Raw genomic sequence first — 12,473 nt, 5'->3', positions numbered from 1 at the left:
TAGTATTCGTCGTTAGAAAACAATTATTGTGACATTATTTCAATGAGTTATCTATTTTTGTCGTGTACAGAGGACAATTTTATATACTCCATAAACCCTTTAAATTAATTAGGTGGTTTATGTCGCACTTCAAGTTTTACTCTGCCCTAATAAAGCGCTGATGACCGCTGCGCTATACGGGTGAAATTTTGGGCATCAAGGATGATGGTTATTATTTTAAAGAACAAGCATCTAATCCTAAAATATTAAATTAGACAAAGTTTATGATTGCTTTGACGAAAGCATATTGTTCTGACACACTGAATCAGTCATAATTTAGCTAAGCATTATTTAATCAATTTGATTGAATTTTGACCCAAATCAAAATACTGCAACCATCCACATCTACTTTTCTACACCTCTGTGGATGGAAAAATAGGATCTTTTAAAAAAATGACTCAGCAAGCACAGACCATTCAAGGCTCAATTGTCGCAATTGTCACCCCAATGTTAGAAGATGGCAGCGTAGATTGGAAAGGTCTCGAGAAGCTGGTTGAGTGGCACATAGAACAAGGCACCAACAGTATTGTTGCTGTGGGTACAACAGGTGAAGCATCGACCTTAAGTATGGAAGAGCACACCAAAGTGATCGCAGAAATTATTCGCGTCGCAAATAAGCGTATTCCTGTCATTGCTGGTACTGGTGCAAACTCAACGCATGAAGCCATCGAACTGACCAAAGAAGCACAACAATTGGGCGCAGATGCAGCCTTATTAGTGACGCCTTATTATAATAAGCCAACGCAGGAAGGTTTATACCAGCACTATAAAGCAATTGCAGAAGCAGTTGATTTACCTATCATTTTATATAATGTACCAGGTCGTACTGGTGTAGATATGTCAAATGAAACGGTCATCCGTCTCGCTGACATCCCCAATATTGTAGGCGTAAAAGACGCAACGGGCGATGTGCCACGTGGTCAGCAATTATTGGCTGGCTTGGCAGGCAAAAACATGGTGGTGTACTCAGGCGATGACGCTACGGCATATCAATTGATGCTGCACGGTGCAAAAGGCAATATTTCTGTAACTGCCAATGTTGCACCAAAAGCCATGAGCCAAGTTTGCGCGGCTGCAATCGCAGGTGATGCTGCAGGTGCAGAGCAACAAAACAGTGCGATTGCAAATTTACACAATATTCTATTTTGTGAATCGAACCCAATTCCTGTGAAATGGGCACTTCATGAAATGGGATTAATTGGTACAGGAATTCGCCTGCCATTAACTCCGCTTGCAGAACAATATCGTGCACCGTTACGCGAAGCCCTTCAGGCTGCGGGTGTCATTCAATAAAAGAGCTTAGTATGATGCAATTACGTTTTGGTTTTATCGCCGCACTTTCAGTATTGAGTTTGGCTGGTTGTAGTTCTCTTGCCATCAATAATGGTTCATTGGACTATAAAGACGCCGCTACTTTAGCACCACTTCAATATCCGGAAGGTTCTGTGGTTCGACCTGCAACACCGTTGTATCCTGCACCAAGCGTTGACCCTTTAGCAACAGCAAATGCACCTAAGCTTGAAAATGCACGTGGCAACCGTTTTGCGATGCCACGTCCTGAAGCCATGCAAGCCAGCAACAACACAGTTCAAGACAGTACGCAAATTGGACGTCCTCAACCTGTAGTTGACGGAAACCAAAATCCGTTGCTCAAAATTGATGGAAATTCTGCTACAATTTGGCAATACACACTTGCCACCCTCAGCAGTCTGAATTACAGCATTGTTGGTCAAAGTAAGAACCGTTACGAGGCAACCATTAAGGTCGATCAACAGATTTATGTCTTAAGATTGACCTCTGTCGGTTCGAGCAACAACCTAGCCGTGTTCAATGCCGATAACAGCTTTGCAGATCAAGAAAAAGCTGCAGATCTGTTGGCCCAGATTTACCAAAATTGGCCAGCCTAGCCGTACTAGGCATTTTTTTTGAAAAAGGTTCCCTCATGTTAAAACAAACCTTGCTCTATACTGGTAAAGCAAAATCTGTTTATACCACAGACAGTGCAGACCACCTGATTTTAGTCTTTCGTGATGATGCCTCTGCGTTCAATGGCGAAAAAATCGAACAACTAGATCGTAAAGGTAAGGTGAACAACCGTTTTAACGCCTTTATCATGGAAAAATTGGCTGAAGCGGGTATCGAAACTCACTTTGAAAAACTACTTACACCAAACGAAGTATTGGTGAAGAAGTTAGATATGATTCCTGTAGAGTGCGTCATTCGTAACTACGCTGCAGGTTCACTCTGCCGTCGTTTAGGTGTAGAAGAAGGTAAAGAACTAACTCCACCTACCTTTGAATTGTTCTTTAAAGACGATGCGCTTGGCGACCCAATGGTAAACGAATCTCAAGCGATTGCTTTAGGTTGGGCCAATGCTGAACAATTGGCAAAAATGAAAGAATTAACTTACCAAGTCAACGATGTATTAAAAGCATTGTTTGACGCAGGTAACATGATTTTGGTCGACTTCAAACTTGAGTTTGGTGTATTCCACGACCGTATTGTATTGGGTGATGAGTTCTCTCCAGACGGTTGCCGTTTATGGGACAAAGACACCAAGAAAAAACTCGACAAAGACCGTTTCCGTCAAGGTTTAGGCGGTGTGGTTGAAGCTTATGAAGAAGTTGCTGCACGTTTGGGCATCGACTTAGACAATATCTAATTCAAGCTTTTCAATTTTGAAAGCTGAATTGCAAAAACCGAGCAATCTTGCTCGGTTTTTTGTATTTTGCTGTAGACCAAGCAAGGTTTATACACTGAATCTTTGCAAAAAACCAAATCTTTGCCCCATCCACAATACCCAGTCTGTCCGCCTATTTTTAAATTTATCTGAATTTAAATTGTGTATTCTGCAATTCCGTGTATGCTTGTTGTCATACTAGAAAAATATGAAGTTCGTTTTAATCGTCTAAGTCCGTAGTTTTATTTTGTAATCCTTCGTTTGTTCAGATTTTAAGTCGCATCTTTTTCCCAGTAATTCCAAATCTTTTTTAGATTGCAACATATTAAAATTCAGCAGGATATTTCCCTATGTCAAATCCGACAATGAAAGGCACGGTAAAGTGGTTTAACGAAACTAAAGGCTTTGGTTTTATTCAACCAGAATCTGGTCCAGATGTGTTTGCGCATTTCAGCGAAATCGCACACTCAGGCTTCAAAACTTTACACGAAGGTCAGCAAGTTGAATTCAGCATTGCACAAGGTCAAAAAGGCCCGAATGCTGTAAACATCAAACCGCTCTAAGCTTTTGAATGCAGCACTCAAGGCTGCAAACAAATGTAAAAAAAGCTCAAGTTGATTCTTGAGCTTTTTTTATGCCAATATTTTGGGTAAATATCTTTGCATATATACCAAACGACTTAAGATTGAGTCTGCTGCCAACGGCGTTGTTGTAAACGCTCACCTTCTACTTCACGCTTATTGCGTGCCGACTCATACAATTTTGTGTCTTTCAGTTCAGGCGGTAAATAGTCTTGTAACACAAAATGTTCGGGGTAATTGTGTGGATACAAATAATCTACCCCATAACCTTGTTCTTTCATCAGTTTGGTCGGCGCATTACGCAAATGCAGTGGCACAGGCAAGTTGGCGGTTTTTTCAGCCAAATCCATAGCTTTATTAATTGCCAAATAAGTACTGTTACTTTTGGCACTGGTCGCCAAATATACTGCACATTGTCCTAAAATAATCCGCGCTTCAGGCATACCCAACACTTGTACCGAGCGGAAACATTCGCCTGCCAACAACAAGGCATTCGGGTTGGAGTTGCCAATATCTTCCGAAGCAGCAATCAGCATGCGACGCGCAATAAAAGTGGGATCTTCACCGCCTTTAAGCATACGCGCCATCCAGTACAATGCAGCATCGGGGTCACTGCCACGAATTGACTTAATAAAAGCTGACACCAAATCATAATGTTGCTCGCCCGACTTGTCATAACGGGCAATATTTTGTTGCGCAACCTTGACCACTATCGCGTTGGTGATGATACTTTCTACATCCGGTTCAAAGGTGCTCGCCACCAAATCTAGTAGGTTTAAAGCCTTGCGTGCATCGCCTGCAGCAAACTGAATCAGGGCATCAAATTCTTCAATCTGAATATAACGGTCTTTTAAGAACTGATCTTGCTGAATGGCTTGTATTAGCAAGGTCTGAATTGCATCGGCATCTAAAGCCTTTAAAGTATAGACCTGACAACGTGAGAGCAGTGCGCTATTGACTTCAAAAGATGGATTTTCAGTGGTCGCACCAATTAAGGTGATTTTGCCCTTTTCTACCGCATTTAATAAAGCATCTTGCTGTGACTTATTAAAACGATGAATTTCGTCAATAAACACCACTGGCGTGAGCAAATCGCCGCCTTCGCTAATAATTTCCCGCAGCTCTTTGACGCCAGTATTCAATGCAGAAAGGCTGATAAAGGGGCGATCTACCGCCTGCGCCAACAGCAAAGCAATGGTGGTTTTCCCCACCCCAGGTGGTCCCCAGAAAATAATCGAAGGCAAATGCCCCTGATCAATCATTTGGCGTAACGGCGCTTGCTCACCTAAAAGATGATCTTGACCAATAATTTGCGCTAAATCGCGTGGACGCAAACGCTCAGGCAGTGGAATATGACTCTCTGACATCTTGTTATTTCTATACTTGACTTCAACCTAGTCTACTATGATCTCAAGCTTTGGAGTATTTCTAATCGTACCGATTTATCACTAAAACACGATTCACGGTTTGTTCTACAATATGAATTAACGCACCCAACGCACCACATAATCTTCTATGTCTTCTTCTGCAACATCCAATTCTGAAATACAACGTCCTGCTGCAGATTTTTTGGCTTTAATCACACTTTGGCGTGAACCCGTATTCAAATAATGCCAAGATGGCAAATTTTTGCCCTCTTTTAAACGGCGATAGGCACAGCTTGGCGGCAACCAGTGAATTTTTTCGAGTTTTTCGGGGGTGAGTTGAATGCAATCGGGTACAAAGTCAAAGCGATTGGCATAATCTGAACAACGTGCTGTGTTACAATCCAGTAACTTGCATGCCACTTTGGTATAGGCCACTTCCTGCGTGTCTTCATCTTCTAGTTTGATCAAACAGCATAAACCGCAACCATCGCACAAGGCTTCCCATTCCGCAGCATTTAAGGCATTCAGCAGATAGTTTTTCCAAAATTCAGGTCGTAATTGATCAGACATAGCGCACAGAAAATAACAAAACTGCGTCATTATATCAGCCTTATTTCACCTTGTTGCTTTTGTTTGGTCTTTAAATGAATCAAACACTTAACTCAAACAACTGAACATTTAATACACAAAAACAAAACACTCTACTGTGTTCAGCTCCCTATACTCAATTCAGAAGCAATAAAAACACATGGAGAACAATTATGTTTCGTTGGGCTATAATCTTCGCAGTGATTGCGTTAATCGCGAGTTTACTTGGTTTTGGTGGTGTCGCTGGTTTATCCAAAGACTTTGCCATTATTTTATTGGTGATCGCTGTGATTTTGGCAATTGTTGGTTTCCTCTCTCGCGGAAAAATCTAGTGATCTCGTCTATAAATTTCTAAAAGCAGACATAAAAAAAGAAGGATTTATTCCTTCTTTTTTTATGTCTGCTATTAATGCAGTAAATGCCAATTTGCCCATTTTAAAAATATTTTCTCACATTTATAGGCAGGTTTTGCCCTGTTTTTAAAAATGCGTGCCATATTATTATGCTTTAATCATGGCATTGAAAACGAGAAGGAATAAGACATGGCTTTAGCAATTAAAACTCGCGAAATTGAATATACAGCTGCAGACGGCAGCAAATTGATCGGTTATTTTGCTGCACCAGAAGCAGCTCAAGCTGTCGCGGGGGTGATTGTCGCACCTGAATGGTGGGGACGTAACGAATACACCGAACAACGCGCACGTGAATTGGCTGAACATGGTTTTGCAGCCTTAGCAATTGATATGTATGGCGATAAAAAAGTCACCACCACCGCAGCCCAAGCCAATGAGTGGATGATGCAAACTTTTGCAGATGCCGACACAATTGTGACTCGTGCGTCTGCAGCTTTGGACACTTTAGCAGCCCAACCTGAAGTAAATCGCGATAAACTTGCTGCAATTGGTTTCTGTTATGGCGGCAAAGTCGTACTGGATTTGGCTCGTTCTGGTGCAGCATTAAAAGCAGTGGTTACCTTCCACGCCAACCTCAGCCCGAAAGCCCCTGCACAACAAGGTCAGGTACAAGCCGAGATTTTGGTGTTGCATGGTGAGCTAGACAGCATGGTGACTTTAGACGACGTCGCAAGTTTCCGTGAAGAAATGCACGCGGCTCAAGTTGAGCATGAAGTGATTATTTTTGAAGATGCCAAACACGGTTTTAGTAACCCTCAAGCCGATGAACGTGCAAAAGCCAATGGAGTCGATTTAGGCTACAACGCATCGGCAGAGCAGCAAGGTTTAGCGGCAATGTACGAAGTGTTGAATCGTCGTTTAACAGATTAATCTGCTGTTCCCATTACGCAACATATACTCAACGCAAGCCAAGAAAATTTTAAAGAAGAGGATATAACAATGACTGAGCAATGCCCTTATTGCAATTTTGATGATTATGATGTTTTGGCAAAAAATGAATTTGGGGTAATTTTGCCTGAACCGAATGCCCTATCTAAAGGACATTGCGTAATTATTCCAATACGTCATGTGGGTTCTTTTTTTGAAGTCACCGACAAAGAGCGTAAAAGCCTGATGTCTTTATTAGAGTTGGCGCGCAATGAGTTGCAATTGCGTCATCAACCTGCAGGTTTCCATGTTGGTTTTAATGATGGCGATGTATTTGATGCAAAATCTGAGCATTTACACATCCACATTATTCCACGCTATGCAGGTCAGACCTTAAAGCTAGATAACCGTTGGGGCATGAGCGGTCAAATTTAAACCACCACTCGTTTTATCCCAAACTAAGTGAAACCAAACCGAAAGAAGAAGATGCAAGCTCATCTTCTTTTTTTTATGCACCTCATTCCCGTGCCAGTTTGGCTATACTGAGCAGCTATTTTACATATTGGGTTCGCATGACTGCTTTTTCTTTTTCCGATGCTCTCCTCACGTGGTTTGATCAACACGGACGCCATGACCTACCGTGGCAAGTCGCCGATGATCCCTATGCAGTGTGGGTGTCTGAAATTATGCTGCAACAAACTCAGGTCAAAACCGTATTGCAATATTTTGAGCGTTTTTTGCAGCGCTTTCCGACAGTGCAAGATTTAGGACGCGCCACTTGGGATGAAGTTGCACCGTATTGGGCAGGTTTAGGCTATTACGCCCGCGCCCGTAACTTGCATAAAGCAGCCGCAATTGTGGCACAGCAAGGGCATTTCCCAAGCACCTTGGAACAATGGATGGCCTTGCCTGGCATTGGTCGCTCTACAGGCGGTGCTATGATGTCACTGGGTTTACGTCAATACGGCGTCATTATGGATGGCAATGTAAAGCGCGTATTGGCACGCTTTTTTGCTATTGAAGATGATTTATCCAAACCTGTGCATGAACGTGCCATGTGGCAACTGGCAGAGCAGCTTTGCCCTGTCACACGTAACCATGACTACACCCAAGCCATAATGGATTTAGGCGCCACCATTTGTACCCCGAAAAAACCCTTGTGCCTTTATTGTCCTATGCAGCAACACTGCAAAGCCCATCAACAAGGTTTAGAACAAGAGCTGCCGTTTAAAAAACCGAAAAAAGCCGTGCCTGTAAAATCTGCACAGGTGTTGGTGTTGCAATGTGCTGAACAATGGCTCTGGCAACAGCGTCCCAATACCGGACTGTGGGGCGGGCTATGGTGTTTGCCTGTAATTGAAGATAGATTGGCTTTTGAGCAGTTGTGTCAAAGTTTAGGTCTTAAACACGTGCAGCAACGTGCACAAATTTCTCACAGTTTTACCCATTTCACCTGGCAGCTCGAAGCCATTTGTTTTCAGGTCGATGCCGATCTGCAAGAACACCTCGCAATTGAACTGAATGCAGAGTGGTATAGTCCAGAACAAGCCAGTGATTTAGGAATTCCCACTGCCATGAAAAAATTGATCTCGGCAATCAATCTGTGACATAGTCAAGCATCGTGATGAATGAAATTTTTGCTTTCACTGCCATTACAAGGATGTCTTATGTTTCGATGGATTGCTGTCTTAAGCCTGTCACTCTTCACCTTATTGATAGCAGCCTGTAGTTCTGCACCAAAACGTCCCAGTACCCCACTCCCGCCTGCCTTGGTGCAAAAACTCAATCAAATGAGTTTAAAAACCCGCCTGCCCATTCCTGTGCAGGGCATTAAAGCACATCAGTTGAATAACACTTGGGGTGCATCTCGCAGTAGCGGACGTTTGCATGAAGGCATCGACATCATTGCCCCGAAAGGCAGCAAAGTGTATAGCGCCACAGAAGGTTTAATTGCCGACTTACGCGATAATCGCTTAGGTGGTAAAGTAATTTGGATATTAGGGCCTGCAGGCACTTGGCATTATTATGCACACTTAGATGGGCACAAACGTGGTTTAAACGTGGGCGATTATGTCAAAGCTGGGACGCATATTGGCTATGTCGGTAATACAGGCAACGCCCGGCACACTGCTGCACATTTGCATTACGGACTTTATTTAAATGGTAAAGGACGCGGCGCGGTCAATCCTTATCCTTATTTACGTTAATTTTGTTAGGAACATTTCATGTCTGAAGCCTTGATAAATCGATTGGTGGAATTTGCAGAATCTGGCAATCAACAAAAAATTGTGTTGACAGGACAAGTCCACCAAGGCTGGGTCATGGAAATTACTGAAGATGCCCTGCTCATCAGCACAGGTTATTCAGATAAAGTCGGTAAAGACAACTGGATTTCCTTTCACGATCTGCAACAGGCAGAACTATATTACTGGGATAACCAAAACAACCAATGGGCAGCTTTTCAGCTTTAAGTCCTTCCCATTTATATCTATTCAGCTATCTATTCAACAAGGAGCATGACCCATGACGATACAACGCTGTGGTTGGTGTTCCGATGATCCACTCTATATGGCCTATCATGATTTAGAGTGGGGACAAGCTGTATTTACCGAAGCGCATTTATTTGAAATGCTTTGCCTAGAAGGACAACAAGCAGGTTTGTCTTGGATTACTGTTCTGAAAAAACGTGAAGCGTATCGTCAGCATTTTTTCCAATACAGCATTACTGAAATTGCAGCCCTCAGTGATGACGATATCGCACTTAAATTACAAGATGCTGGATTGATTCGACATCGAGGTAAATTACAAGCGATTCGTGACAACGCACGTGCATGGCAAAAATTAAAAGATGCCGATATAAACGTCGTAACATGGCTTTGGGATTTTGTTGCACAGCAGCCTATTAGGAATGATGTACCTGACTATCGTATTGCACCTTCACAAACCGACGCTAGTGTTGCCATGTCCAAAGCCCTAAAGAAAAATGGTTTTAAATTTGTGGGGCCGACCACCTGCTATGCTTTTATGCAAGCTGTAGGCATGGTCGATGATCATGAAAATCACTGTGACTTTAAAAAACATCTCAACTTTAGTATTCAATCACTCAACCAATCAATGCAACATCACCAATCAATACAGTCAGCCAATGACAAGGACGGTGCAATATGAGTAATACCATTCGAGCGTATGCCGCAATGCAGGCAGGTGAAGCCCTGCAAGCCTATCAATTTGATGCGGGTGAATTACAGGCGCATCAGGTAGAGGTCAAAGTCGAATATTGTGGCTTATGCCATTCAGATCTTTCAGTCATTCAAAATGACTGGCATTCCTCTGTGTATCCTGTGGTGGCAGGGCATGAAATTATTGGCACGATTACTCAATTAGGCAGTGAAGCCAAAGGCTTAACCGTAGGACAACGGGTAGGCATTGGCTGGACTGCAGACAGTTGCCAACACTGCGATGCCTGTATTGCAGGCGAACAAGTGCTGTGCAGCAATGGCACAACTGCAACTATTGTGGGACATGCAGGTGGTTTTGCCGATAAAGTCCGTGCAGGTTGGCAATGGGTAATTCCATTACCCGATGAGGTCGATCCTGTCAGTGCAGGGCCTTTACTCTGTGGTGGAATTACCGTATTTGATCCGATCTTGAAACATCAAATTCAGGCAGTACATCATGTTGCTGTGATTGGTATTGGCGGTTTGGGGCATATCGCCATCAAATTATTAAAAGCATGGGGCTGTGAAATTACAGCGTTGAGCTCCAATCCAGACAAAACTGCAGAATTACTGGCTATGGGTGCAGACCATGTCGTGAACAGCCGTGATGCTGCTGCCCTAAAAACCCAGCGTGGCAAGTTTGACCTGATTTTAAGTACGGTAAACGTAAGCTTGGACTGGAATGCTTATTTAAGTACGCTTGCTCCGCATGGCACTATTCACATGCTGGGTGTGACGCTCGAACCTATGCAAATTAAGGCGGGCAGCTTAATTGGCGGTGCAAAATCGGTTACAGGCTCATCGACAGGTTCACCTGCAGCGCTGCGTCAATTATTACAATTTGCTGCACGCAAACAGATCGCCCCACAGGTAGAAGTTTTTCCGATGTCACAGATCAATCAGGCGATTGAACATTTGCATCAGGGCAAGGCACGCTATCGGGTGGTGTTAAAGGCCGACTTTGACTGATTTTTAAGTTAAATCTTGCCCAACTTAACGGTCTTACTCATCTCAGCTGGGCAAAATTTATGTATGAAAAATGTTTTAGATATTCAGTCTGTTATAGAATAAACTGCGTAAGCAGCATATATTAAAAAATTGAATCGACGCAGGTTGAAAAGCCACGTGTCAAACTAGAAAAGTCTGTGAAAAAGTCTGCTAAGATGAAGGCTGCTTTTTTAACTATAAAATGAATTTGAGAAAACCTATGAGTAAAGCCTTACCCATCGCTGTTGCTGTAATTTTAGGCGGTGCTGCACTTGTTCCTGTTTATTATGCCTCTCAAAACCCAGCAGTGGCGACTTCTAAAGCATCGGCAAATGCTTCTGCGGTTGAAAAAATCAGCTATGCTTTGGGTTATGAAGTGGCACATCAAACCCCACCAGAGCTAGACATCAACAGCTTTGTAACAGGTGTTCGTGAAGGTCATGCGCGTAAACAACCTGCCTACACCGAAGAAGAATTACAAAAAGCCTATGAGCAATTCCAGCAAGAGTTACAACAAAAACAAGCTACTCAAGCGCAAGCTACACAAACAGCCAGTGATTCATTCCTAACTGAAAATGGCAAAAAAGCAGGCGTACAAACCACAGCTTCTGGCTTGCAATATCAAGTGATTAAAGAAGGCACAGGTAAACAGGCAACAGCAAGCTCTGTGGTCAAAGTGCACTACACGGGTAAACTGGTCGATGGCAAAGTATTTGACAGCTCAGTACAACGTGGTGAGCCAATTGAATTCCCTCTGAATCAAGTCATTCCGGGCTGGACTGAAGGTTTACAGCTGATGAAAGAAGGTGGTAAAGCCACGCTGTATATTCCATCGAAACTAGGCTACGGCGAACAAGGTGTACCAGGCATGATTCCTGCCAATAGCACCTTAATTTTTGATGTTGAACTGATTGAAGTGAAATAACAACATCACCCTTTCAGGAGAGCTTGGCTCTCCTGTATGGTCTTAGGACGGAAAGAATGAAAAAACACCTTACCCTTGTGTGTATCGCACTGCTCAGCAGTGGCAGTTTTGCCAAAACAGTAACCAATAAAAGTCCTGTTGCAGATCAGGTCGGTTATAGCTTTGGTTATTTAATGGGGCGCAGCAATGCAGAAACCTTAAAAGATGTTGATATTGAAGCCTTCATTGCTGGCTTAAAAATGGCAACACGAAACCAAGCTGCTAGTTTAAGTGATGAAGAAATGTCACGGGTACTGACACAATTCAAAAAGCAAGCCGAAGCCAAACAACTGATTGAGCTTAAAAAAGTAGCCGATAGCAATGCCAAAATTGGGCAAGCCTTTTTAAACACAAATGCCAAAAAGGCAGGTGTCCAAGTCACCAAATCTGGCCTGCAATATCAAGTCTTACAAGCAGGTTCGGGCAAATCCCCCAAAGCCACCTCTACCGTTAAAGTCCATTATGAAGGTCGTTTAATTGATGGTACAGTATTTGACAGTTCTATCGCTCGCGATCAAGCGGCAGAATTTCAGGTCAGTCAAGTCATTCAAGGTTGGACTGAAGGTTTACAACTCATGAAAGTTGGTGCCAAATATCGCTTCTTTATTCCTGCTGCCTTGGCCTATGGTCAAATTGGTTCAGGCGATGCGATTGAACCGAACAGCACGCTTATTTTTGATGTAGAACTTTTAGAGATTGTAAAATAATCCAAAGCCGTATCACCAAACAAAAAAATACCGCAATTTAAATTGCGGTATTTTTTCTGATC

General features: G+C 42.9%; 16 protein-coding genes. 14 read left to right on the top strand and 2 right to left on the bottom strand.

What is annotated here, in order from left to right; all coding sequences use genetic code 11:
• The first annotated feature begins 432 nt into the window (after window positions 1-432).
• The 4 genes from dapA (at window position 433) to CF596_RS11035 (ending at window position 3,282) form a co-directional block, all read left to right on the top strand.
• The gene (gene dapA / locus CF596_RS11050; protein ID WP_096902484.1) at window positions 433-1,332 is read left to right on the top strand and encodes a 4-hydroxy-tetrahydrodipicolinate synthase; all 900 of its coding nucleotides are present in this window, start codon (window positions 433-435) and stop codon (window positions 1,330-1,332) included.
• A 14-nt stretch (window positions 1,333-1,346) separates the two neighbouring features.
• The gene (locus CF596_RS11045) at window positions 1,347-1,946 is read left to right on the top strand and encodes a lipoprotein-34 precursor (NlpB) (RefSeq protein ID WP_096902486.1); all 600 of its coding nucleotides are present in this window, start codon (window positions 1,347-1,349) and stop codon (window positions 1,944-1,946) included.
• 35 nt (window positions 1,947-1,981) lie between these two features.
• Window positions 1,982-2,701, top strand: coding sequence for a phosphoribosylaminoimidazolesuccinocarboxamide synthase (gene purC, locus CF596_RS11040; protein WP_004974116.1), 720 nt, complete (start codon window positions 1,982-1,984; stop codon window positions 2,699-2,701).
• A gap of 368 nt (window positions 2,702-3,069) precedes the next feature.
• On the top strand, window positions 3,070-3,282 hold the full coding sequence (locus CF596_RS11035) for a cold-shock protein (protein WP_004974113.1): 213 nt from the start codon (window positions 3,070-3,072) through the stop codon (window positions 3,280-3,282).
• Between the two features lie 116 nt (window positions 3,283-3,398).
• On the opposite strand, the gene CF596_RS11030 is transcribed toward CF596_RS11035, so the two are convergent.
• Together CF596_RS11030 and CF596_RS11025 are read right to left on the bottom strand one after the other, a co-directional pair.
• Window positions 3,399-4,667: a replication-associated recombination protein A gene (locus CF596_RS11030; RefSeq protein ID WP_096902483.1), complete on the bottom strand. Its 1,269-nt coding sequence runs from the start codon at window positions 4,665-4,667 to the stop codon at window positions 3,399-3,401.
• 117 nt (window positions 4,668-4,784) lie between these two features.
• A complete protein-coding gene (locus CF596_RS11025) occupies window positions 4,785-5,237 on the bottom strand; it encodes a YcgN family cysteine cluster protein (protein WP_096902482.1) in 453 nt (150 codons plus the stop codon).
• Window positions 5,238-5,428: 191 nt separating this feature from the next.
• On the opposite strand from CF596_RS11025, the gene CF596_RS11020 reads away from it, so the two are divergent.
• The 10 genes from CF596_RS11020 to CF596_RS10975 all read left to right on the top strand — a co-directional run bounded on the left by CF596_RS11020 (window position 5,429) and on the right by CF596_RS10975 (window position 12,411).
• Window positions 5,429-5,587: a DUF1328 domain-containing protein gene (locus CF596_RS11020; protein WP_004974108.1), complete on the top strand. Its 159-nt coding sequence runs from the start codon at window positions 5,429-5,431 to the stop codon at window positions 5,585-5,587.
• A gap of 210 nt (window positions 5,588-5,797) precedes the next feature.
• Window positions 5,798-6,538: a dienelactone hydrolase family protein gene (locus CF596_RS11015; RefSeq protein ID WP_096902481.1), complete on the top strand. Its 741-nt coding sequence runs from the start codon at window positions 5,798-5,800 to the stop codon at window positions 6,536-6,538.
• 69 nt (window positions 6,539-6,607) lie between these two features.
• The gene (locus CF596_RS11010) at window positions 6,608-6,970 is read left to right on the top strand and encodes an HIT family protein (protein WP_096902480.1); all 363 of its coding nucleotides are present in this window, start codon (window positions 6,608-6,610) and stop codon (window positions 6,968-6,970) included.
• Window positions 6,971-7,107: 137 nt separating this feature from the next.
• Window positions 7,108-8,142 (top strand): A/G-specific adenine glycosylase, encoded by a 1,035-nt coding sequence (mutY, locus tag CF596_RS11005; RefSeq protein WP_096902485.1) that lies wholly within the window; start codon window positions 7,108-7,110, stop codon window positions 8,140-8,142.
• Window positions 8,143-8,202: 60 nt separating this feature from the next.
• The gene (locus tag CF596_RS11000; RefSeq protein WP_096902479.1) at window positions 8,203-8,742 is read left to right on the top strand and encodes a M23 family metallopeptidase; all 540 of its coding nucleotides are present in this window, start codon (window positions 8,203-8,205) and stop codon (window positions 8,740-8,742) included.
• A gap of 18 nt (window positions 8,743-8,760) precedes the next feature.
• Complete coding sequence (locus CF596_RS10995; RefSeq protein ID WP_096902478.1) at window positions 8,761-9,006, top strand: hypothetical protein; 246 nt, start codon at window positions 8,761-8,763, stop codon at window positions 9,004-9,006.
• A 52-nt stretch (window positions 9,007-9,058) separates the two neighbouring features.
• Window positions 9,059-9,703, top strand: coding sequence for a DNA-3-methyladenine glycosylase I (locus CF596_RS10990; RefSeq protein ID WP_242439151.1), 645 nt, complete (start codon window positions 9,059-9,061; stop codon window positions 9,701-9,703).
• Window positions 9,700-10,722, top strand: coding sequence for an NAD(P)-dependent alcohol dehydrogenase (locus tag CF596_RS10985; RefSeq protein WP_096902477.1), 1,023 nt, complete (start codon window positions 9,700-9,702; stop codon window positions 10,720-10,722). The genes CF596_RS10990 and CF596_RS10985 overlap by 4 nt, the downstream gene beginning before the upstream one ends.
• Before the next feature lie 238 nt (window positions 10,723-10,960).
• The gene (locus tag CF596_RS10980; RefSeq protein ID WP_096902476.1) at window positions 10,961-11,665 is read left to right on the top strand and encodes an FKBP-type peptidyl-prolyl cis-trans isomerase; all 705 of its coding nucleotides are present in this window, start codon (window positions 10,961-10,963) and stop codon (window positions 11,663-11,665) included.
• Window positions 11,666-11,721: 56 nt separating this feature from the next.
• On the top strand, window positions 11,722-12,411 hold the full coding sequence (locus CF596_RS10975) for an FKBP-type peptidyl-prolyl cis-trans isomerase (protein ID WP_096902475.1): 690 nt from the start codon (window positions 11,722-11,724) through the stop codon (window positions 12,409-12,411).
• Window positions 12,412-12,473 lie beyond the last annotated feature (62 nt).

It is taken from the genome of Acinetobacter sp. YT-02, assembly GCF_002412355.1.
GTDB lineage: Bacteria > Pseudomonadota > Gammaproteobacteria > Pseudomonadales > Moraxellaceae > Acinetobacter > Acinetobacter towneri.
This window is presented reverse-complemented; position numbering and strand designations above follow the sequence as displayed.